The organism is Burkholderia cepacia ATCC 25416 (assembly GCF_001411495.1).
Taxonomy (GTDB): domain Bacteria; phylum Pseudomonadota; class Gammaproteobacteria; order Burkholderiales; family Burkholderiaceae; genus Burkholderia; species Burkholderia cepacia.
This window is the reverse complement of the sequence record NZ_CP012982.1, coordinates 993,238-1,014,777: the sequence shown is the minus strand read 5'-3', so window position 1 is coordinate 1,014,777 and position 21,540 is coordinate 993,238. Positions and strand designations below refer to the sequence as shown.

The window sequence follows — 21,540 nt, the reverse complement described above, 5'->3', positions numbered from 1 at the left end:
TTCGTGTATCGTCCGATAATTAGCTTTTATTTTCGTCTAAAATCGCGCTTCCTCTTACTTTATAACGGAAAGCGTTTTGAAAGGACTGACGAAAAATCTCTCGCGCACGGCCATCGCCGCATGCGTCGCTTATGCCGGGCTCATGCCTTTATCCCGGCCCGCCGAAGCCCAGGTCGAACCTCTGAAGAATCCCGTCTACGGTGTGACCCTCGACGACCTGACCAAACTGGACGCCATCGTCGCGTCGCTGCAGAACCTGCCGTACAAGCCCACCGTGCGTGTCGTGTTCGATCCGGATACGTCGGCCGCCGACTACTACGCGCCTCTGCTGCGCCTGCACGCAGTCGCGTACGTGATGGGCGAAGTCTACGATTCCTACTATTTCCCGACGGACCTCACCACGTACAAGGCAAGAACGCAGGAACTGGTGTCGCAGCTGAAGAACACCGTCGACGTCTGGGAGATCGCGAACGAAATCAACGGCGAATGGCTGCGTAACAACCCGAGCGGCACGAATTCCGTGGTCAACTCGCAAGAGCAGCAGATCGGCCAGATGGTTGCGGCGGCCAACCAGATCGTCAAATCGAACGGCGGCAAGACGGCCATCACGCTGTACTACAACGACGACAGCAAGGGCAACAACTGCTGGGAGAAGCCGCAGGATTACTGGAAGACGTGGCCGACCGCGTTCCTGTCCTCGACGGTCCGCCAGCAGGCCGACTACGCGCTGTTCAGCTACTACCCGTATCAGGATTGCCCGGGGCTGAACCCGACGTGGAAGAACGATTTCGCGGCGCTGGAAAGCATCTTCCCGAACGCGAAGGTCGGCTTCGGCGAAATCGGCACCTCGGATATCTCCGCGCCCGCATCGGTGCAGCAGAACCTGATCAAGACCTACTACCCGATGGTCAACAGCATGACCGATCCGCGTTTCATCGGCGGATTCTTCTGGTGGAACTACGCCGAGCAAATGCTCCCGTATTCGACGAGCTCGTACTTCCAGCTGTTGCGTCAGACGATCATCACGCTCAAGGCGCCCAACTAAGCGAAAAGCGCCATCCAGGAGCAAGCGTCAGCGTCGTTGGTTAGAACCACAATGTCGCGCGTACCACGAGACCACGTGCGCGTGCCGCTGACGTCAATCCGAACCGGTATTGCACCGTGACATCCAGATAGCTTGCCGGCGCGCTGTACCGCCCTTCGCGAAACCAGTACCGCAACTGGATGCCGGGCCCGGCGCCGATCGCCGTCTTTTCCGGCTGTCGATTGTCGTGATCGCCGGCCACCGCGGCGTGCGGGTAGATGGTCAGCCGATCGCTGATCATCGGCAAACGCCAGGTGTGCCCGTAACGCAACTCCGAATAAATGATGTACCGGCCCGCGCTGATGAAGTACGCGCCTTCGACATACGCCTGCCAGCTGCGCCAGCTCGGTTCGGTCACCCGCAGGTCGGTCCCGGCCTCCGACGAATAACCCACGCGCATCAGCCAGTCCGTCATCGACAGGCTGCCGACGTGGAACAGCCGCTCGGCGGTCAGCACGACGTTCTGGTCGGGCAGCGGCTTGTAGCGCGCGCCCACCGAACCCTGCACGGTCGGCATGCCGGTCACGTTGCCCGTCCCGTCGTAGGCCGTGCCGTATCCGCGCACGAAGAACTGGAAGATGCGGCCGTTCTGATAGCCGATCTTCGGCGGCTGCCAATACGCTTCGATACCCGGCTGCAACACGCTGATCGTGCCTTGCGGGCCGAACGCGGCCGACTGGTACGGCGCGCTCAGCACGAACCCCCAGGTGCGCTGAAGCTGCTCGACTTCCCGTCGATAGCCGAACTTGTGCTGCGCATCGAATTTGTGTTCGTTTTCATCGGCGTCGAGGCTGTGCTCGAACAGGTCGATGGACTCGTCGTTCAACCCGATCCGCTTGGCGGCATAACCCGCGTCCGCGTAGTTCATCGCGTTGCCGGCGCCGCCGGCGAAGCCCTCCTGGAATGCGTCGAGTGCCTCGCGATCCTTGTGGTCGCGCAAGAGGTCATAGGCTTCCTGCAACTTCTGTTGCGCGGTATTGTCCACGGGCGCCTGGGCGGGCTGGTCTTCCTGCCGCGCCTGCGCCGCGATCGACGCGGCCATGTTGCGCTCGCCTTCGGTCGTCGCATCGCCGGCCGCGAGATCCGCCATCCGGATCGCGGTATCGCGGTCGCCCGCCTGCAGGCTCAACTGCGCGATGCGCAACTGCACCACGGCCGATTTTTCATCGGCGAGCGGTGCCAGCGCGATGCCGGCTTCATGCGGACGATTCGCCGCGAGCGCGCTGTCCGACCAGGCGAGACGCAGGTTGCGCTGCTGCTCCTTGCTCCATTTCCCGGTTGCGACGGCGGCCGAGAAATCGCTGCAGGCGACGTCGTAGTGCATCTGCCGCTGCGCCAGGTAGCCATGCTGCGCACGCACCGCCGCACTCTTCGGAAAACGAACCATCAGCGATTCCACCAATGCGTCCGCTTCGTCGACCTTTCCTTCCCGCCTGTATACGTCGACGAGCAGCAGCCCGAGCTGTTCGCTACCGGGCTGAATCCTGATGGCGCGCGACGCATACACTTCCGCGAGGGGCAGGTCGCCGACATTGATCGCCTTGTAGGCGCTGTCGGCGAGCCGGTAGGCTTTGGGCGTCAGCGGCTGCGCGGCGGAGGCCGGCGCGTGCCACGCCAGCGACACGGCGATCGCCAGTGCGCTCAACCGTGCGCAGCGCTTGAGGCCGGCCGCGATCGGGGGTTTCGAATGCTTCATGCCTGTTCTCCCGACGGTTTCGTCACGAGGGCGCCTTGCTGCGCCGCCGGGTCGCCGTCGCGTACGCGGGCGAGTTCGACGAAGCGCGAGTGCCGGGAGAGTTCGGCGGCAATCTCCGCATCGCAGGCGATGAAGTAGGCCACGTTCGATCGGGCGCCGCGCCGCACGACGTCCTGTTCGTCCGGCGTGAGCGGTCGCCCGACCGCGACGTTCAACGTGCCGTCTTCCGCGGTCGAAAACGGGACGGCGTGGTATGCGTACTGGAGCTCGAATGCCAGCGAATCCGCGAAGTGGCCCACCGCGACGTTGCCGAGGCTCACCCGGGGCAGTTCGGCTTGTTCGGCGATCGCATCCGCGAGCGATTCGGCGGATATCGCGCAGCCTTCGACCAGCAGTTCACCCAGCCGTTTGCCGCAGGTCAGCTGCTTATCGAGGCTCGCCTGCAATTGCTCCAGCGTGACCACGCCCCAGCCGACCAGGATCTCGCCGACTTTCATGCGTGCTTTCCCGAGCGCTTCGTTCGACAGGTAGGTATGGCTGGTCTTGTCCCAGGCGATGGGCTTGCCGGTCACCAGGTGGCCGATATAGATGCGCCACGCGCGGCAAACCGCGTAGAAATTGATCAGGTTGTTGACGAACATCCGCGGGATCGACAGCAGCCCCTGGGTCGGGCCGTTCAGCTTGCTGACGAAATGGAAGCGCTGCCCGGCCCGCGCGAACAGCATGGCGGTGTTGATCCACAGCAGCGGCGCGACCCAGTGGCTCGCCATGACGAGCGGGGCGCCGACGGGGATGACATGGATGGATCGCTGAAGTGCGCCGAGCAACAGGAAGTTGATCAGCACGCCATAGGCAATGACCGAAAACAGCGAGGTCACGATGCCCTTGCGATCGTGGAAGAACATGTATCGGGTGAGAAGGTTGCCTTTCCAGCCGAGTTGCTCCCAGCCCTGAAAGGCGATGCCGAGGATCCAGCGCGTGCGCTGACGGTACGCGGTACGAAATGTTTTCGGAAAATACTCGCGCGTGGCCAGCAGGTTGCGATCGGCGACGCTACCCGTTGCGCGCCTGTCCGCTGCATCGCGCGTGATGCCCGTCAATGGAATGCATGCAAAGGTTTCCTTCATCCCCAGGTCTCTCAACCGGAAGCTGAAGTCGTAATCCTCGGTCAGCGAACTGGTGTTGAACGGCGCGCCGTTGCGTTCCTTCATCGCCGCTTCGATCGAGCGCCTGCTGTAGCACGATGCAACGCCCGCTCCCGGGACGATGCCGGTCAGGCGGGCCCGAACCGGCACGTCCTTCTGGTGCGTTTCGCTGAAGTCGTCCAGGTAGCATCCGGCGACGAACTCGTTCCATTTTCGCGGCAAGGACAGCACGGGAAGCTGGACCAGGTCGCTATCCGCGACCGCGTGGTTGAGATACTTGAGTTCGACCGGATGAATGACGTCCTCGCAGTCGTGCATGACGACGCCCGCGAATTGAATTCGGTGGACCGCTTCGTAGCGCAGGATCGCTTCGACGATCCAGTTCAGGCAGTCCGCCTTGCAGGTCGGCCCGTCGTTCATGACGGTCGCGCGCGTGACCCTGCCCGGGTACCGGCGGACCATCCGCTCGACCTCGGCCGTGGTTTCGGCATCGTTGTGATAGGTGCCGACGAATATCACGTAGCGCTCGTACTCGAGGGTCGCCAAGGTGTTTTCGATCATCTTGGCGATCACGTCGTATTCCTTCCAGGCCGGTACCATCAGCGCCAGATGCCGTTCTTCCAGCGCGCGCAGCATGCCGATATCGATCGTTTGCGATTTTTCACGACGCAGGATGCGCCGGATTTCAAACGACCAGTAACAGGCATCCAGCGTGAGGTCATCCAGTGTGCTTACCAGGATGACAATTGCGGTCACAATGGCGACAAGGTTAAGTGCGTATAAGTACGCACTCCAAATCATGTTATCCATCATTTTTTCCGCGCTTTTATCTTGTATTTGATTATTTCCCCTCGTATCGACGAAAGACGAAAGTTCCCCGTCCTCGCCGGCCCCGTCACGTCCACTCCGTGGCTTGCGCCGCGCGAATTCCCGCCGCTCGAAAAAGCCGGCAGCACGCGAGCTTTCTCGATGTGGTCACGTTGCATCGCGAACGATGCAACGTGTTCAGTGGATGACTTTTTGACAGCCCGTTTCCCGCTTGCCTGCCTCCGTCCCTGCATTCCTGATCGCCTGCCGCCGCTCTCTACCCGACGCTTGCGCAGTGCCCCCGCGCACCGACTCCGCAGCACACAGCTCATGTAGCAAGTCGTGCGCCATCGCTGCGCGACCCTTGACGTTACGTGCATCGCAGGGGGCCGCACGGGATCGGCCTGCCGAATCCGAGTCAAATGTTTCAGTGCTGAAACACGCCGTCGATCGACCGGATGACACATCGTTTTCCGACCCTCTGCCGGGCCCCGATCGTCGCTTTCGGGAAATCGCCACACGATTCCGGCGGTGACCAGCCGGATAAACCGGCGTCGAACCGGAAAGCCGGCGCTTCAGTCGTCATTGCACATGCATGTCACCGGAGGAAATCTTCGCGTTGCGCTCCGCGAAGCTCGGCGATTGACTGGTTTTCCCTGAATCGTACGAACAGGGTTCGCGCGTTTGTCCGATTAAATTCATGACACCGCCGCGTTGCATGCCTGAAACGTTTTATCGGCCCAATTTTCGAGTGGCGTCGATGCATGAATTTCACTCCCTTGGCGCATGCCCATTTGCGACCGATGGTACGGATCTAGCTTGAAAGTAAAGCCATCTCCTCCCGGATTTATTTGTCTGGTTTCAATTGCGCAGCAAAAATTAACGACATGGCGCCCCGATTCCGGAGGGTGATTCTCGATGCTCGTCTCGCGAGCGAGATGAACTTATTTTGCATATCAAAGGATGAAAATCATGCCTTCGCATCGCAATGAATCTTTTCGAAACGGGTTGAGCATCGCCGGATCACTCGTCGCATTGATCACCACGTTCGCCATTGCCGTCGGCGTTCAGGATGCGAATGCGCAGGCGACAGGCAACGCTTCCGTCATGAACGTCAAGCCGCCTCCGCTGCCGAACGGCTCGGCCCAGGTCAACGTGAAAGCAGGGATGTCCGACCAGGATTGGGAGAAGGCATACAAGGAAACGGGGCGCCCGAAGTTCAGCAAGAATTCCGTCAAGAAACTCAACGGCAATGTGCAACGTGACTAGGGAGAAACGGCCATGAAAAAGATCTTGCTCGTCATCGCCCTGCTAGCGGGGCTCGCGCAAATGACATTGCCGGGCACCGCGCACGCGCAGGCCACCACAGCGCATACGCTCGTGCTGTACGACAACCCGGCCAACGACCCATATTCGAAGCTTGGCCTGATGTACAGCATCATGCTGAGAAACCTGCTTGGTCATTTCAATGCGACGATCGATCTGGTTCCGATCCAGAACTACACGTCCGGCATGGTCGGGAGCCACGACGTCACGTTCTATATCGGCGACTACTACAACAACCCGATTCCGACGGCGTTCATGAGCGACGTGATGACCACCAAGAAGACGGTGGTCTGGTTCAAGTACAACTTGTGGCAACTGGCCTGGAACACGGCCTTCACGTTCAATCAGACCTTCGGGTTCAGCTTCGTGGGCCTCGCGGGGATGAACGCGACGCCGTCGGCGAGCAATCCGAATCCGGGCTTCTACGATACGGTCACGTACAAGAACCTGCCGATGGTCAAGTACTACGCCTATAACGCGTCGACGGGCGTCATCAGCGCGGATCCGGACATCGGATTGACCCAGGTCGTCGATTCCACCAAGGCGCAGGCGCTCGTCACCATCAAGAACAGCCAGAGCGGGGCAACCGCGCCCTACATCATGCGTTCGGGCAACTTCTGGTACTTCGCGGACATGCCGTTTTCCTACATCGGCCCGACGGATCGCTACCTGGTGATCTGCGACATCCTGCACGACATCCTGCAGACCAATGCACCGGTGAATCACCGTGCGCTCGTCCGTCTGGAAGACCTCGACGCGTATACGACGACGAGTTCGATGCAGCAGCTGACGAATTACATGTACTCGAAGCACATTCCGTTCACGATGGCAACCATCCCGTTGTATACGGACCCGAACGGCTATTACAACGGCGGCGTGCCGGAGACGATCCATCTGGCGCAGGCAACCGGCCTCAAGAGGGCACTGAACTACGCGCTCGCGCGCGGCGGCTCGATCGTGATGCACGGTTATACGCACCAGTACGATTCGACGCCGAACCTGCTGAATGCAGTCAGCGGCAGCGACTACGAGTTCTGGTACGCGGTACAGAACCGGCCGGTTGATGAGGACTCCATCCCGTGGGCGGAAGGCAGGATGGCCGACGGCCTGCTCGAGTTCACGCTCAACGGCTACAAGATCGTCGGCTGGGCCGCGCCGCAGTACCAGATGTCGCCGGCCGCGTCGTCGGCGACAGCCCTCACGTTCCCGACCACGTTCCAGCGGGCCGTGTACTACACGTCGACCAAGCCGCAACTCGGAACGGGGGCCGCCAACCAGGACTTTTCGGCCGGACAGTTTTTCCCGTACATCATCAACGCCGATTACTACGGGCAGCGGATCGTTCCGGAGAACCTGGGCAGCGTGCAGTACAACATCTGCAATGTCGACCCGTTCTCGTGCATCACGTACACGTGGCAGCAAATCGTGACCAATGCCCAGTACGGCCTGGCGGTACGCGACGGTTTCGCGTCGTTCTTCTTCCATCCGTACTGGCTTGAACCGGATCTCGGATTGCCGGCGCTCCAGGACTTCCAGAGCATGATTACCGGCATTACGAATCTCGGCTACAAGTGGGTGGACGGCACGACGGCCAAGTGACGCAGGCGGAACGACAGCCCCGTGCGACCCGCATCGGCAAGGCGGGTCGCACGTTTGCGTTCGATCGGCTACGATGACGCGCAGGCATGCTTCCGGAGAGCCAGCGATGACCCCATACGCGATCCCGGCCTGGCGCAGGATTCAACGGCGTATGGGCCGGCTTCGGCTCGCAGCGCGACCGGGCCCGCTCCCTGTCGCGCCGCGTTCGCCCCGGGCGGCGACGCTCGCGGCGATCGGCGCCTCGCTCGTCGTGGCCGCCTGCAGCTGGACCGCGCACGACGTGCACGCGGACGGCATCGTCTGGCAGGTGGACAACTCGACGACGAATCCGATCGGCAACTGGCAGATGCTCGGCATTCACGATCTGCTGATTCAATGGACCGTCGTCGACGATACCGCGTTCATCGCCAGCACCTCGATCCAGCCTGCCGCGCATCTTCCCGACTGGGAGCGCATCGGTCGTGAACCGTGGGCCAGGAACGTCATCCTGGGGCTGGCCGGCTACCAGGACGAAAAACGGGCGCGCACCCATCTGTCGACGCTCGCCGATCAGTCGCTGGAAGTGGCGCGCGCACCGGTTCCGCTGCATGTCGCCGGCTACTACTTCCCGGTCGAGATCGATCCGACCTGGCAGGACGCGCCAAAGCTCGCCGCCGTCCTGCAACGGCTGCCGCGGCCGCTCTGGGTGAGCGTGTACGACCAGACCAACATCGGTGGAAAGGCGCTCGCGGACTGGCTCGCGGCGTGGCTGCCCGCGGACGTCGGCGTGTTCTTCCAGGACGGCTGCGGTGTCTATGCCCGCGAGCCGTATGTCGCGCGCGCCTACCTCGACGAACTGGTTGCAAAGTTGGGAAAAAAACGCGTGCGGGTCATCGCCGAGGCGTTCAGGCCTGCCGAGCGGGGCGGATTCCGTTCGGCCAGCGCCGACGAGCTGGGCAAGCAACTGCTGACGTATCGCGGTTATCCGGTCTACCTGTTCGATGGTCCGCACTATGTGTCGGACGACCTCACGCGCACGCTCTCGACGTGGAAGCCGAAGCCGCCGCCGGCCGTGCCGGTGGGCACGGCGCACTGATTCGGCCCGGTTCCGGCGAACCGGGGGCAGGGGAGCGTGCGGCGAAACAATCGGGCGGATTGGCTTTCCGGCGGCAACGCGTGCCCGGCACCCGGTGCCGGCACGCCGGCGTACGGGGCCGACCGTCGATTTGCTGCTCCCGCCTCGCGCCCCATTTGATGACCAAACCGCAAGACCTAGTGCATAGATATCGTTTGCCGCGGCCTTAATGACTATCGACAATCGTGGCTCGATTTCGCCGCCGTGGCGCCAGAAGCGCCGCGGTGGCCGGTACCTGGCGGCTATCCCGGCCGTCCGCACCATCCAGCTCACGACGACATGTACGCGTTCACCCCTTCATTCCAGAATCCCGCCGGCTCGCCGATCCGCGAACTGTTCAAGTACCTGTCCGAACCGGGCATGATTTCCTTCGCGGGCGGCTATCCGGCCAGCGACCTGTTCGACGTCGACGGCCTGAACGCGGCCGCCGGGCGCGCGTATGCGCAGCCGGTGCGCTGCCTGCAATACGGCCCGACCGATGGCCTCGCCGAACTGAAGCAGCAACTGATCGCGTTGATGGCGCGTCGCGGTGTGGCGTGCACGGCGGCAGAGCTGCTCGTCACGACCGGTTCGCAGCAGGGGCTCGACCTGTTGCTGCGCGTGATGGTGTCGCCCGGCGACGTCGTGCTGACCGAACAGCCGGCCTATCCGGCGACGCTGCAGGCGATGCGTCTGCAGCAGGCGCGCATCGTGACGATTCCGGTCGACGGCGCGGGGCTCGACGTCGATCGTCTCGGCGAACAGCTTTCATCCGGCGCGATCGCGCAGCCGAAGCTGCTCTACACGGTCCCGACCTTCGCGAACCCGACGGGCGCGACGCTCACGCGCGAACGACGGCTGAAGCTGCTGCGTCTCGCGGTGCAATACCGCTTCCTGATCGTCGAGGACGATCCGTACGGCGACCTGCGTTTCGCGGGCGAAGCCGTGCCGTCGATGCTTGCGCTGGCCGACGAAGTGGACGGCGCACGCGACTGGATCGTGCATTTCGCGAGCCTGTCGAAGATCGTCGCGCCGGGGCTGCGCGTGGGCTGGACGATCGCGCCGGCCGAGATCGCGCGCCGCTGCGTGATCGCGAAGCAGACGGTCGATCTGTGCAGCACGCCGTGGACGCAGGCCACCGCCGCCGAATATCTGGCCGACGGCGCGCTCGAACGTCATTTGCCGCGCATCACGGCCGCGTACCAGCGCAAATGCGATGCGATGTGCGACGCATTGCGCGACGGCCTGGGCGATGCGATCGAATTTCATCGTCCCGAAGGCGGGATGTTCGTGTGGGCGCGGATCGGCGCGGTGTCGTCGGACGTGCTGCTGCAACAGGCGATCGCGAACAAGATCGTGTTCGTGCCGGGCAAGGCGTTCTTCGCGGACAACGTCGACGCCGCATCGCTGCGCCTGTCGTTCGCCGCGCCGGACGTCGATGCGATCCGGGAAGGCGTCGCGCGCCTCGTGCGCGCGTATGGAGCGGCGCTCGCCGCGTGAGGAGACAACAACGTGAATATCACCGTCAACGACACCGTATCGATGGGCGCGGCACCGCGCGCGCGCGATAACCGGCCCGTGGCGCACCGCTCGTCGCAGATCAGCGCAGGGCCGCAGTATGTGGCCGACGTGCTCGGCCGCTTCGGCGCACAGCCGGCGGACGACATCGGCGACGCGGCACCGGTCGTCCTCAGCTACAACTGAGCCGCACGGCGACGGCCGGCGTGCGGCACGCGTGCCGGCGCCGCCGCAAGCGGTTAAGCTTGCGCGACCGCAACACGCACGATCGCCGCTTCGCCATGTCCGACTCAACTTCCGAATCGCTCGCGCAAACGTACGAGCGTCTCTGGTCCTGCCTCGAATCCGGCGTGAGCGCGCAGCGTTCGCCGTTCACGATGCTGCAGGCCGCGACGCTCGGTATCGACGGCGCGCCAAAGGTACGCACGATCGTGTTGCGTCAGGCGAGCCGTGCCGATCGTGTGCTGTCGTTTCATACCGACGCGCGCTCGGAGAAGGTCGCGGAGCTGCGCCGCGATCCGCGCATCGCGCTCGTCGCCAGCGATCTCGATGCGCTCGTGCAGATTCGCGCGGAGGGCGTTGCATCGATCTGCGACGACGAAGCGCAACGCCGTGCGATCTGGCAATCGAGCCGCCCGCATACGCTGCTGCTGTATCGCGCACCGTTGCCGCCGGGTACGCCGGTCGAGTCGCCTGAGGCCGCGCATGTGTCGGCGAGCCCGCGCGCCAATCCCGACGACGACGGTTACGAGAACTTCTGCCTGCTTCACGTGAGCGTGACGCGCATCGACTGGCTCGAACTCGCGCGCGCCGGCCATCGCCGCGCGGTGTTCGACCTGCATGAAGGCGGCTACGAAGGCCGGTGGGTCGCGCCCTGAGCCGGACTGCTCACGCGCCGCTTTCGACGTGACGGGCCAATGCCGCGGCGAGGTACTGCTCCCCGTCATCGATCGACCCGACGATCGCGGGCGCGATGACTTCTCCCCAGAACGGCAGACGCCACTGCGGATCGGGATGATGCCCCAGGACGACGGCACGATACAGGCCATCGGGCCGTTGCGCAATCAGCGTGACCAGATGCCGATCGGCGAGGTGCGTTTCGGCAACGGGTTGCTCGCCGGGCATTAGCACGCCCGTCCAGATGCCGCCGTATCTTTCTTCCCATCCCATCGGATCATCTCCTCGCGGCATATCGCCCGTTGCGGGGTTGGCCGCCGGCTGCCCGGAATCGCACACGGCGCCTAAGCGCTGCTTCCCGCGCCGCGGCTACCGGGCGAGTCGGGCGGCCGCCCGTCCGACGCCGCCTGCGCGGTCATCCACTCGCGCATCACGACGATGGCGTCGTCATCGCGCCGTTCGGCCGGATACACGAGATAGAACCCCATCGACAGCGGAAACGCGAAATCGAACGGCTTGCACAGCCGGCCGGCGGCGATGTCGCGCTCGACGAGCGGATCGGTGGCGAGCGCGATACCCTGGCCGGCGACGGCCGCATCGATCGCGAGCGACGTCTGGTTGAAGCGCAGCCCCTTGTGCGGATCGAGGTCGACGGGCTCCGGCATCGCGGCGAGGAACTCGGGCCACAGGTCGTGCGCGTCGTGCAGCAGCACGTGGCTTGCAAGCGCGCGCGGCGACGCCGGCGCGGCCAGCAGCGCGGGGCTGCACACGGCACACACGTCGAGCGGGAACAGCGCGTGCGTGGCGAGATGCTTGCCGAACGGCGGCTTGCCGTAACGGATCGCGAGATCGACGCCGTCGTGGCGGAACGTCGCGATCTGCGGGTCGGCGATCACGCGCACGTCGTAGTCGGGATGTGCGTCGGTGAACTGCGCGAGCCGCGGGATCAGCCACTTCGACGCGAACGACGGCGTCGTGCTGATGGTCAGCGCGGCGCGCCGCTTCACGAGTTTGTCGGTCGCGTCGGCGATCGCGTGCAGCGCGCGCTGGACGTCGGAGAAATACGCGGCGCCGTCGTGCGTCAGCGCGAGGCCGCGCGGCAGGCGTTCGAACAGCTTCAGGCCGAGCACGTCCTCGAGGTGGCGCACCTGCTGCGCGACGGCGCCCTGCGTGACGCCGATCTCGTCGGCGGCGGCGCGGAAATTGAGGTGCCGCGCGGACACTTCGAACGCGCGGAGCGCATTCAGCGGCGGCAGGCGGGAGGGGCGAGGCGGCATCGTCGGGCTGTAGAAAAACTATCGGCTGGAGGCAGAAATACTGGTTCGACAGTGGGTATCGATGCGCCTACATTACCACCATGGCGCACCGAACGGCGGTTGCGCGGCGGCAGGATTCGAATGAGGAGCAGATCGTGACTGTAGAAAAAGTGGCGTTGATCACGGCGGCGGGCAAAGGCATGGGCGCGGCGATCGCGCGCGAACTGGCGGCGACGGGCTATCGCGTCGCGCTGATGTCGCCGTCGGGCAGCGCGGTGGCGCTCGGCGAGGAACTGGGCGGGTTCGGCATCCAGGGTTCGGTGACGGAAGAAGCCGACATCGACCGGCTCGTGCAGGAAACGCTCGCGCGCTACGGCCGCATCGATGCGGTCGTGAACAACACCGGGCATCCGCCGAAGGGCGAGCTGCTGGCGATCACCGACGACAACTGGCATGCCGGGCTCGACCTGATCCTGCTGAACGTGGTGCGCGTGATGCGCCGTGTGACGCCGGTCTTCCAGAAGCAGGGCGGCGGCGCGGTGGTCAACATCTCGAGCTTCGCGGCGGACGCGCCCGAGCAGCCGATGCCCGTTTCGTCGGCACTGCGCGCGGCGCTGAGCGCGTGGACGCGTCTTTACGCGGAACGTTACGCGGCCGAGCACATCCGGATGAACGCGGTGCTGCCGGGCTTCATCGACAGCTGGCCGGAAACGCCGGAGATCGTCGCACGCATCCCGGCCGGCCGCTTCGGCAAGACCGGCGAGATCGCGAAGACGGTCGCGTTCCTGCTGTCCGACGGCGCGGGCTACATCACCGGGCAGAACATTCGCGTCGACGGCGCGATCGTCAAGGCGCTCTGAGCGTCGCGCGGGCGAGCGGCCGCAGCGGCCGTGCCGCTCGCCGCGCCGCCGCTACAAACGCGTACAAATCAGACAAATCCGGGATACATCAGACCTTTCAAATGGGCGACGCCGCGTGAGCCGGGCGCGCCGGATTGAAAGCGAAGGCGCGGCCCCGCGCGCGGCATGTTCACTTTCCACTTCACGAAAGGAGATGCCGAACGATGTCTTCCACACCGTTTTCCCCGATGCGTCGCCACCTGCTTGCCACGTCCGTGGCCGCAGGGGTCTCGGCGATGCTGCCCACGGCGCTGCATGCCGCGACCGGCGCGAGCGGCATACGCCCGTTCACCGCGCACATTCCCGACGAAGCCGTCGCCGACCTGCGCCGCCGCATCGCGGCAACACGCTGGCCGGGCCGCGAGACCGTCGCCGACGAATCGCAGGGTGTGCGGCTGGCGCGCATGCAGGCGCTGCTGCGCTACTGGGGCACCGATTACGACTGGCGCAAGGGCGAGGCGCGCCTGAACGGTTTCCCGATGTTCATCACGGAAATCGACGGGCTCGACATTCATTTCATCCACGTGCGCTCGCGGCACGAGAACGCGATGCCGATGATCATGACGCACGGCTGGCCGGGTTCGATCTTCGAGCTGCTGAAGGCGATCGGCCCGCTGACCGACCCGACCGCGCACGGCGCGAGCGCCGACGATGCGTTCCATGTCGTCGTGCCGTCGTTGCCGGGCTTCGGCTTCTCGGGCCGGCCGACGCAGACCGGCTGGGGTTCCGACCACATCGCGCGCGCGTGGGGCGAGCTGATGGCGCGGCTCGGTTATACGCGCTTCGTATCGCAGGGCGGCGACTGCGGTTCGGTGATCTCGCACCGGATGGCGATGCAGCGCGTGCAGGGCCTGGCCGGGATTCACGTGAACATGCCGGCGACGGTGCCGCCGGATATCGCGACGCTGCTCGCGACCGATGCACCCGTGCCGGCGTCGCTGTCGCCGAAGGAGAAGGCCGCGTACGAGAAGCTCGCGACGTTCTATCGCGACAACTGCGGTTACTCGGCAATGATGGTCACGCGCCCGCAGACGGTCGGCTATGCACTCGCCGATTCGCCGTCCGGGCAGGCCGCATGGATGTACGACAAGATTTCGCAGTGGACTTATAGCGGCGGCGTGCCCGAGCGTTCGATCCCGCGCGACGAGATTCTCGACGACATCTCGCTGTACTGGCTGACCAACACCGCGACGTCCGCCGCGCAGATCTACTGGGAGGATCACTCGAACAACTTCAACGCGGTGGATATCGCGTTGCCGGCCGCGATCACGGTGTTTCCGGGCGAGATCTACCAGGCGCCGCGCAGCTGGGCCGAGCGTAGTTATCACAACCTGATCTACTTCAACGAAGTCGACAAGGGCGGGCATTTCGCGGCATGGGAGGAGCCGGAGTTGTTCGCGCGTGAAGTGCGTGCCGGGTTCCGGCCGTTGCGGCGCGTGTAAGCGAGGGAGGACGGGCGAACGCGGGCCGGCGCGGATGCGGCCGGCGTTTGCTTCCGTCGTGCACGTTCCGGAATTCACCGTAGCGTCGTTATTGCTGCCGGCGTCACCCGTCAAAGCGGCCGTTTTACAGCAGAAACGGCACGATGCTTCCGTTCACGATTGAATGACATATCGATGAACCAGCCCCCTTCTGGAAGAAACATTCCATCGTAATTATTTGATTAAAAAGCGATTTTGATAAAAATCAAAATATATTGCGTGAATTGCCTGATGTATTGAAACCCTCAATACAATGATTCGCGACTGCACCTGAGTGCGGACGGATCATCCTGTTTATTGGCACGCGGCAAAAAGCCGAATCGGCTTTTTCACGGTTTCGCCCGGTGAAAAAATACGACCCGAGGTTTCGCGATGACGAATAACGACGTGCGCGAGTCACGCATGGCTTGCGATGGCATGCGCCCGCTTGAAGGTCGAAGAGGCATCGTCGTCGGCCTGGCGAACGAGCAGAGCATCGCGTGGGGATGTGCGCGCGCCTTTCATGCAGCGGGTGCCGAGCTGGCGGTGACCTGGCAATCCGACCGGGCGTTGCCGTACATCGAGCCGCTGCTCGACCAGCTGAAGCCGGCGATTGCGATGCCGCTCGACGTGAGCCGGGCCGACCAGATGCGCGAGGTGTTCGACACGATCGGCGAACAGTGGGGCGGCCTCGATTTTCTGTTGCATGCCGTTGCCTATGCCCCCAGGGCCGATCTGCACGGGCGGGTCGTCGACAGTTCGCCGGAAGGGTTCGCCCTCGCGATGGATACCTCCTGCCACTCGTTCATCAGGATGGCGAAACTGGCCGAGCCGTTGATGACGTCCGGTGGAAGCCTGATGGCGATGACCTATATCGGTGCCGACCAGGTCATCGCGGAGTACGGCGTGATGGGGCCGGTCAAGGCGGCGCTGGAGGCCACCGTCCGATACCTCGCTGTCGAGCTGGGGCCGGCCGGCATTCGCGTGCATGCGGTGTCGCCCGGCGCACTGGCCACGCGGGCGGCTTCCGGGCTGCCGAACTTCGATCACCTGCTTGACGACACCGCCCGCCGTGCGCCATTGCGCCGGCCGCTCGACATCGACGACGTCGGTGCGCTGTGCACCTTTCTCGCCAGCGATGCCGCACGCGCGATGACCGGCGGTATTCACTACATCGACGCGGGGATGCACGTGCTCGGCTGACGCGAGGCGGCCGCTCCCGGAATGCGTCGAGATTCACCTTGCCCCTCTGGAGAACAGTGTTATGGATGCTGCCACGCAACTGGCGCGCAGTCATGAGATCGCCACGGAGATTGTCCACGTCCTGCAAAAGCGCACGCAGCACGCGCTGGAACAGTACGGGAAACGGTTGGGCGAAGCACTCGACGGCAGCGACGGCCCCGGCCAGGAGCCGGGCGCCGACCCGTTTGCCATGCCGTTCTCGCCGCTGGGCGCGTGGCATTACGCGGTCGACGCCGCACAGCGCGCGCTGCTGTTCTGGGACACGCTGCGCGAGCGCGGCACGCAATATGTCGAGCGCATGGCCGAGGGGCTCAAGCCGGTGCTGCATTTCGACTACGACGTCGTGCTCGACGGCCGGCAGTTCGCACGGCCCGTCAATTACGCGCTCGTTCACATCCAGCCGCCGGATGGCGTGATCGTCGACGCCGGCAAGCGGCCCTACCTGATCATCGATCCGCGCGCGGGGCACGGCCCCGGTATCGGCGGCTTCAAGGACGATTCGCAAGTCGGCGTGGCGTTGCGCGCGGGGCATCCCGTGTATTTCGTCGTGTTCTTCCAGGAGCCCGAGCCCGGCCAGACGTTGCTCGACGTGTGCGCCGCGGAACAGGCGTTCGTCCGGAAAGTGCGGGAGCTGCATCCGGACAGCCTCAAGCCGGCCATCGTCGGCAACTGCCAGGGCGGCTGGGCCGCGATGATGCTCGCGAGTTCGTCGGCGGACGATACGGGCCCGATCGTCATCAACGGCGCCCCGATGTCGTACTGGAGCGGCGCGTGGAGCGACGGGCCCGGCGACAATCCGATGCGCTATGCCGGCGGCATACTCGGCGGCACGTGGCTCGCGTCGTTCGCGTCGGACCTGGGCAACGGCAAGTTCGACGGCGCCTATCTCGTGCAGAACTTCGAGAACCTGAATCCGGCGAACACGTTGTGGGACAAGTATTACCACGTGTACGACCACATCGACACCGAGCCGCCGCGCTTCCTCGAGTTCGAGCGCTGGTGGGGCGGCTACTACCTGATGAACCGCGACGAGATCGAATGGATCACGCGCAACCTGTTCATCGGCAACAAGCTCTGGTCCGGCGAAGTGAAAGACGGATCGGGCAAGGCGTTCGACCTGCGCGAGATCCGCTCGCCGATCATCCTGTTCGCGTCGATGGGCGACAACATCACGCCGCCGCAGCAGGCGTTCAACTGGGTCACGGACATCTACGGCAGCACGGAGGAGATCAAGTCGCGCGGGCAGGTCATCATCGGGTTGGTGGAAGAGGACGTGGGGCATCTCGGCATCTTCGTGTCCGGCAAGGTCGCGAAGAAGGAGCACGCGCAGATCGTCAGCGTGCTGGATGCCGTCGAAACGCTGCCGCCCGGCCTCTATGCGATGTCGATTAAGGAGGTAAAGGGCGCCGACGGGAAGGTCACGTACGACGTCACCTTTGCCGAGCACCGTCTGGAAGAGATCGCGCAATACTTCAACCGCTTCGGGCGCAAGGACGAGCATGCGTTCGAGGCCGTCGCCGCGCTGTCCGAATTCACGCAGCGCGCGTATGAACTGTTCATGCAGCCATACGTGCAGCAGGCATCGAACGAGACCACGGCGCACCTGTTGCGCGACTTTCATCCGCTGCGCTTCCAGCGCTGGGCGTTTTCGGACCTGAATCCCTGGCTTCGCTGGCTGAAGCCCGCCGCCGACACGGTCAGGGCCCACCGCCAGCCGGCCGACGATATCGAGCCGTGGCGCAAGCTCGAACGGCGTGGCTCGGATATCGTCAGCGCGTCGCTCGATTGTTTCCGCGCGATGCGCGATGCAAGCATCGAGTCGCTGTTCTTCTCGCTGTACACCCAGCCGGCCATGCTTCATTTCGGGGAGCAGTATCGCGACCGTCACGCTGCTGCGCCGGCGGCGGCGGACCCTCGCGACCTGCCGTTCGTGAAGGCGGCGCTCGCGTCGATCGAGCGTGGCGGTTACACCGAAGCGGTTGCGCGCGCGGCGTTTCTGCTCGAGCGCAGCGGCGAACCGTTTCCGCTGGCGCAGCTTGCGACCGAGCGCGAGCTTGCCGAAACCTACGCCGAATACCTGCCGAACCTGCCGCCCGACCAGTGGCGGCGCATCTATGGCGAGCAGGAGATCATCGCGACTTACGCGCCCCAACAGGCCGTCGCCGCGCTGCCGGTGCTGCTTGCCCGGCCGGAGGACCGCCAGCGGCTGCTGACGCTGCTGGACAAGCTGCTGGGCGACGCGCGCGTGCAAAGCGCGTCGGTGAGCGAGCAACAGTGGGCGGCGCTGCAACGCATTCGCGCGGTACTGGGTGCGCCGCCTGCCACGCTACCGGCCAGGGGGCCGCTGGCGACACTCGAACGCGTGCAGTGACGGACAGCGAGGAACCGCAATGGAAACCCGACACGAGAAATATCGCCGCCTCATCGAACACTGCCAGGCGCTCGCGCCGATGCCGACGGCCGTCGCGCATCCGTGCGATCGAAGCTCGCTCGAGGGCGCGCTGGAGGCGGCGCGCAAGGGGCTGATCGAGCCGATCCTGGTCGGCCCGCGTGCGCGTATCGAAGCGACCGCCGCGGAGTTGCAGCTACCGATCGGCGACTACGAGATCGTCGATGCGCCGTACAGCGAGGCGTCGGCAGCGGCGGCGGTGCGGCTCGTACGTGACGGCCGCGCGTCCGCGCTGATGAAGGGCAGCCTTCACACCGACGAACTCATGGCCGAAGTGGTGCGGCACGATTCCGGGTTGCGCACGGGCCGGCGCATCAGCCATTGCTTCGTGATGGACGTGCCCGCGCACGCCGATCCGTTGATCGTGACCGACGCGGCGATCAATATCGCGCCGACGCTCGAGGAAAAGGTCGACATCCTGCAGAACGCGATCGATCTCGCGCATGCGCTGGATTTTCCGCAGGTTCGCGTGGCGATCCTCTCGGCCATGGAGACGGTCAACCCGAAAGTGCCGTCGACGCTCGAAGCCGCCGCGCTGTGCAAGATGGTGGATCGGCGGCAGATCACCGGCGCGCTCGTCGACGGCCCGCTGGCGCTCGACAACGCGATCGATCCCGAAGCCGCGCGCATCAAGCAGATCGATTCGCCGGTGGCCGGGCACGCGAACGTGCTGATGGTGCCGAACCTCGAAGCGGGCAACATGCTCGCCAAGAGCCTGTCGTTCCTGGCCGGCGCGGATGCGGCGGGCATCGTGCTCGGCGCGCGCGTGCCGGTCATCCTGACGAGTCGTGCCGATTCGTTGATCACCCGGCTGGCTTCCTGTGCGGTCGCGATGCTCGTCGCGAACGTGCAGCGCGAAGCGGCCCGGCGCGCGGGGTGACGCCATGGCAGACGTGATTCTGGTATTGAATGCCGGCTCGTCGAGCATCAAGTTTTCCGCATTCGACGTGCACGGCGACACGCTCGGCCTGATCGTGCATGGCCAGGTCGAGGGCCTGTACACGGCCACGGCGCACTTCAGCGCCGTCGACCGCCACGCGGAGCGTCACGAACGGCAATGGGCCGGCGGCGATACGTTCGGCCATCAGGAAGGGCTCGAGCAGATCGCCGCGTTCCTGGGCGCGCATCAGGAAGGGCACCGTCTCGCGGCGGTGGGCCATCGCGTCGTGCACGGCGGGCAACGCTTCAGCGGCCCGGTGCGCGTCACGCCCGAGATCGTGGCCGAGCTGGAAAAACTCACCCCGCTCGCGCCGTTGCATCAGCCGCACAACCTGACGCCGATTCGTATCCTCGAAACGATGCAGCCCGGCGTCGAGCAGGTGGCCTGCTTCGACACGGCGTTTCACTGCACGCAGCCCGCGGTGACCCAGGCGTTCGCGCTGCCCGCGTCGATCACCAGCCGGGGCGTGCGCCGTTACGGTTTCCACGGGCTCTCGTACGAGTACATCGCGAGCGTGCTGCCCGACGTCGCGCCGGCGGCGGCGCGCGGGCGCACGGTCGTCGCCCATCTCGGCAACGGCGCGAGCATGTGCGCGCTCGTGGCAGGCAAGAGCGTCGCGAGCACGATGGGGTTCACGGCGCTCGACGGGCTGCCGATGGGCACGCGTTGCGGCAGCCTCGATCCGGGCGTCGTGATCTTCCTGATGGAAGCACTCGGGATGGACGTGCGTGCCGTCGAGGATCTGCTCTATCGGCGTTCCGGGTTGCTCGGCGTGTCCGGTATGTCGAGCGACATGCGCACCCTGCTCGCGAGCGACGATCCGCACGCGCGCTTCGCCATCGAGCTGTACGTCTACCGCATCGCGCGCGAACTCGGTTCGCTTGCGGCCGCGATGGAGGGCATCGACGCCGTCGTGTTCACGGCGGGGATCGGCGAGCACGCGGCGGCGGTTCGCGAAGGGGTGTTGCGCCGTGCGGCGTGGCTCGGCGTCGAGATCGATGTCGACGCGAACGGCACGGGCGGGCCGCTGATCACGACGGCATCGAGCCGCGTTTCGGCGTGGGTGATCCCGACCGACGAAGAACTGATGATCGCGCGCCATACACACCGGCTGATCCGGTGACGGGCGAACGAGCAAGGAATCCTCATGGCTGAACTACTGCTGGTCAATGTCGAAGAACACGCGCGCGACGACGAGGTCGGCGCGTTCCTGGCGCGGCATGGATTCCCGCAGTTCGATGCGATCGAGCGCGTGCCGGCCGGGATCGGCACCCCCATCGCGCTGCTCCGGTTCGACACGCTGTCGTCGGTGGCGCTTTACACGCTGCGCGCCCGGATCGATCACATCTCGTGGCGGGGCCGCTCGATTCGCGCGCATATCCTGCCGGACCGGAAGGACTGAACGGCTGCGTGCAGCGGCGTGGTCCGAGCGGTGAATGCGGGCCGGCCGGCATGCGGCCGGTGTTCATCGGCGGAGTGGGGCGGTCACCCTCAGATGATCCGGCACGTGCCGTGTACGTCCCTCAGCCACGTGAAAAGCGTCATAGCGGCATAGACACAAGGCAGCACGATCAAAAATCGACGCCAGGTGACCTTGAAACGCGGAAGCCGCCGGACGACCGCGGCGAGCCCGATGCAGGCAACCAGCCCGACCGGAAAAATGTTCCAGTTGTCCCTGAAGGCGGCAAAAACGAAAGCCGCCGTGACAAACACGACCCAGACGACGGCATCGCCAAGCGTGTCGCAGTAGGCGGTGGCGTATCCGGAGAACCACGCGAGCAGGAGCGCCGCAAGCCCGAACGCGGTCAGGATGGTCGCGAGCCAGAGCGGCGGCCCGTTCGTGCCCGCCTGTCGCACGGGAGCGTCTTGTTCGTCGGCATTGGTCAATTCGGTCACCTGCAATCGGGCGGGTTGTCACGGCAAGCGGCGTAGTATCGCCGCGTTTCGGCGCCGAAGCGAGAGGCGGTGCGTGGCCACGCCATCGCCGGGGCAGGCCGGCGCGTGGCACATGGCCCCCCTGCGAACCCGCATTCCCGCCCGATTTTTGAATCGTCGTGTGTCGTGTTCGCCGACAGATACGTTGGGATACAAAGCCTCGCCGGGGCTCGGGTATAAAACCGGTGAAGCGA

At 64.8% G+C, this 21,540-nt stretch carries 19 protein-coding genes; 14 read left to right on the top strand and 5 right to left on the bottom strand.

Annotated elements, in window-relative coordinates; all coding sequences use genetic code 11:
* Nucleotides 1-142: 142 nt before the first annotated feature.
* Complete coding sequence (locus tag APZ15_RS21935; RefSeq protein WP_226113421.1) at nt 143-1,045, top strand: hypothetical protein; 903 nt, start codon at nt 143-145, stop codon at nt 1,043-1,045.
* A gap of 40 nt (nt 1,046-1,085) precedes the next feature.
* On the opposite strand, the gene APZ15_RS21930 is transcribed toward APZ15_RS21935, so the two are convergent.
* Nucleotides 1,086-2,780 (bottom strand): NfrA family protein, encoded by a 1,695-nt coding sequence (locus APZ15_RS21930; RefSeq protein WP_027790703.1) that lies wholly within the window; start codon nt 2,778-2,780, stop codon nt 1,086-1,088.
* Nucleotides 2,777-4,738 carry a glycosyl transferase family protein gene (locus tag APZ15_RS21925; RefSeq protein WP_027790704.1) on the bottom strand — a complete coding sequence of 654 codons (1,962 nt, stop codon included), beginning with the start codon at nt 4,736-4,738 and terminating at the stop codon, nt 2,777-2,779. The genes APZ15_RS21930 and APZ15_RS21925 overlap by 4 nt, the downstream gene beginning before the upstream one ends.
* Before the next feature lie 966 nt (nt 4,739-5,704).
* Here APZ15_RS21925 and APZ15_RS21920 point away from each other — a divergent pair.
* The 6 genes from APZ15_RS21920 to APZ15_RS21895 all read left to right on the top strand — a co-directional run bounded on the left by APZ15_RS21920 (nt 5,705) and on the right by APZ15_RS21895 (nt 11,146).
* Entirely contained in the window at nt 5,705-6,001 is a 297-nt protein-coding gene (locus APZ15_RS21920) for a hypothetical protein (RefSeq protein ID WP_027790705.1), read from the top strand.
* A gap of 12 nt (nt 6,002-6,013) precedes the next feature.
* Nucleotides 6,014-7,657: a DUF2334 domain-containing protein gene (locus APZ15_RS21915; RefSeq protein ID WP_027790706.1), complete on the top strand. Its 1,644-nt coding sequence runs from the start codon at nt 6,014-6,016 to the stop codon at nt 7,655-7,657.
* A 106-nt stretch (nt 7,658-7,763) separates the two neighbouring features.
* Nucleotides 7,764-8,732 (top strand): alpha-amylase family protein, encoded by a 969-nt coding sequence (locus tag APZ15_RS21910; RefSeq protein WP_027790707.1) that lies wholly within the window; start codon nt 7,764-7,766, stop codon nt 8,730-8,732.
* 318 nt (nt 8,733-9,050) lie between these two features.
* Nucleotides 9,051-10,250 (top strand): aminotransferase-like domain-containing protein, encoded by a 1,200-nt coding sequence (locus tag APZ15_RS21905; protein ID WP_027790708.1) that lies wholly within the window; start codon nt 9,051-9,053, stop codon nt 10,248-10,250.
* 12 nt (nt 10,251-10,262) lie between these two features.
* On the top strand, nt 10,263-10,454 hold the full coding sequence (locus APZ15_RS21900) for a hypothetical protein (protein ID WP_027790709.1): 192 nt from the start codon (nt 10,263-10,265) through the stop codon (nt 10,452-10,454).
* Nucleotides 10,455-10,549: 95 nt separating this feature from the next.
* A complete protein-coding gene (locus APZ15_RS21895; protein ID WP_027790710.1) occupies nt 10,550-11,146 on the top strand; it encodes a pyridoxamine 5'-phosphate oxidase family protein in 597 nt (198 codons plus the stop codon).
* 10 nt (nt 11,147-11,156) lie between these two features.
* Here APZ15_RS21895 and APZ15_RS21890 read toward each other — a convergent pair whose 3' ends face one another.
* Together APZ15_RS21890 and gcvA are read right to left on the bottom strand one after the other, a co-directional pair.
* A complete protein-coding gene (locus APZ15_RS21890; RefSeq protein WP_060312331.1) occupies nt 11,157-11,438 on the bottom strand; it encodes a hypothetical protein in 282 nt (93 codons plus the stop codon).
* 71 nt (nt 11,439-11,509) lie between these two features.
* The gene (gene gcvA / locus APZ15_RS21885; RefSeq protein ID WP_027790712.1) at nt 11,510-12,442 is read right to left on the bottom strand and encodes a transcriptional regulator GcvA; all 933 of its coding nucleotides are present in this window, start codon (nt 12,440-12,442) and stop codon (nt 11,510-11,512) included.
* A gap of 134 nt (nt 12,443-12,576) precedes the next feature.
* On the opposite strand from gcvA, the gene APZ15_RS21880 reads away from it, so the two are divergent.
* From APZ15_RS21880 to APZ15_RS21850, 7 genes are all read left to right on the top strand, one after another.
* Nucleotides 12,577-13,281 carry an SDR family oxidoreductase gene (locus APZ15_RS21880; RefSeq protein WP_027790713.1) on the top strand — a complete coding sequence of 235 codons (705 nt, stop codon included), beginning with the start codon at nt 12,577-12,579 and terminating at the stop codon, nt 13,279-13,281.
* A gap of 203 nt (nt 13,282-13,484) precedes the next feature.
* On the top strand, nt 13,485-14,762 hold the full coding sequence (locus APZ15_RS21875) for an epoxide hydrolase family protein (protein WP_027790714.1): 1,278 nt from the start codon (nt 13,485-13,487) through the stop codon (nt 14,760-14,762).
* Between the two features lie 411 nt (nt 14,763-15,173).
* Nucleotides 15,174-15,983 carry an enoyl-ACP reductase FabI gene (fabI, locus tag APZ15_RS21870; RefSeq protein WP_370448770.1) on the top strand — a complete coding sequence of 270 codons (810 nt, stop codon included), beginning with the start codon at nt 15,174-15,176 and terminating at the stop codon, nt 15,981-15,983.
* Nucleotides 15,984-16,044: 61 nt separating this feature from the next.
* Nucleotides 16,045-18,393, top strand: coding sequence for a DUF3141 domain-containing protein (locus tag APZ15_RS21865; protein ID WP_027790716.1), 2,349 nt, complete (start codon nt 16,045-16,047; stop codon nt 18,391-18,393).
* Nucleotides 18,394-18,412: 19 nt separating this feature from the next.
* Nucleotides 18,413-19,351 carry a phosphate acetyltransferase gene (locus APZ15_RS21860; protein WP_027790717.1) on the top strand — a complete coding sequence of 313 codons (939 nt, stop codon included), beginning with the start codon at nt 18,413-18,415 and terminating at the stop codon, nt 19,349-19,351.
* A 4-nt stretch (nt 19,352-19,355) separates the two neighbouring features.
* A complete protein-coding gene (locus APZ15_RS21855; protein WP_027790718.1) occupies nt 19,356-20,534 on the top strand; it encodes an acetate/propionate family kinase in 1,179 nt (392 codons plus the stop codon).
* Between the two features lie 24 nt (nt 20,535-20,558).
* On the top strand, nt 20,559-20,813 hold the full coding sequence (locus APZ15_RS21850; RefSeq protein ID WP_027790719.1) for a hypothetical protein: 255 nt from the start codon (nt 20,559-20,561) through the stop codon (nt 20,811-20,813).
* Nucleotides 20,814-20,902: 89 nt separating this feature from the next.
* On the opposite strand, the gene APZ15_RS41075 is transcribed toward APZ15_RS21850, so the two are convergent.
* On the bottom strand, nt 20,903-21,307 hold the full coding sequence (locus APZ15_RS41075) for a hypothetical protein (protein ID WP_155253145.1): 405 nt from the start codon (nt 21,305-21,307) through the stop codon (nt 20,903-20,905).
* Nucleotides 21,308-21,540: the final 233 nt, after the last annotated feature.

Coding starts and splice junctions, on each gene's coding strand:
- APZ15_RS21935 (WP_226113421.1), top strand. CDS start 143: ATGCCTTTATCCCGGCCCGCCGAAGCCCAGGTCGAACCTCTGAAGAAT.
- APZ15_RS21930 (WP_027790703.1), bottom strand. CDS start 2,780: ATGAAGCATTCGAAACCCCCGATCGCGGCCGGCCTCAAGCGCTGCGCA.
- APZ15_RS21925 (WP_027790704.1), bottom strand. CDS start 4,738: ATGATGGATAACATGATTTGGAGTGCGTACTTATACGCACTTAACCTT.
- APZ15_RS21920 (WP_027790705.1), top strand. CDS start 5,705: ATGCCTTCGCATCGCAATGAATCTTTTCGAAACGGGTTGAGCATCGCC.
- APZ15_RS21915 (WP_027790706.1), top strand. CDS start 6,014: ATGAAAAAGATCTTGCTCGTCATCGCCCTGCTAGCGGGGCTCGCGCAA.
- APZ15_RS21910 (WP_027790707.1), top strand. CDS start 7,764: ATGACCCCATACGCGATCCCGGCCTGGCGCAGGATTCAACGGCGTATG.
- APZ15_RS21905 (WP_027790708.1), top strand. CDS start 9,051: ATGTACGCGTTCACCCCTTCATTCCAGAATCCCGCCGGCTCGCCGATC.
- APZ15_RS21895 (WP_027790710.1), top strand. CDS start 10,550: ATGTCCGACTCAACTTCCGAATCGCTCGCGCAAACGTACGAGCGTCTC.
- APZ15_RS21890 (WP_060312331.1), bottom strand. CDS start 11,438: ATGGGATGGGAAGAAAGATACGGCGGCATCTGGACGGGCGTGCTAATG.
- gcvA (WP_027790712.1), bottom strand. CDS start 12,442: ATGCCGCCTCGCCCCTCCCGCCTGCCGCCGCTGAATGCGCTCCGCGCG.
- APZ15_RS21875 (WP_027790714.1), top strand. CDS start 13,485: ATGTCTTCCACACCGTTTTCCCCGATGCGTCGCCACCTGCTTGCCACG.
- fabI (WP_370448770.1), top strand. CDS start 15,174: ATGACGAATAACGACGTGCGCGAGTCACGCATGGCTTGCGATGGCATG.
- APZ15_RS21865 (WP_027790716.1), top strand. CDS start 16,045: ATGGATGCTGCCACGCAACTGGCGCGCAGTCATGAGATCGCCACGGAG.
- APZ15_RS21860 (WP_027790717.1), top strand. CDS start 18,413: ATGGAAACCCGACACGAGAAATATCGCCGCCTCATCGAACACTGCCAG.
- APZ15_RS21855 (WP_027790718.1), top strand. CDS start 19,356: ATGGCAGACGTGATTCTGGTATTGAATGCCGGCTCGTCGAGCATCAAG.
- APZ15_RS21850 (WP_027790719.1), top strand. CDS start 20,559: ATGGCTGAACTACTGCTGGTCAATGTCGAAGAACACGCGCGCGACGAC.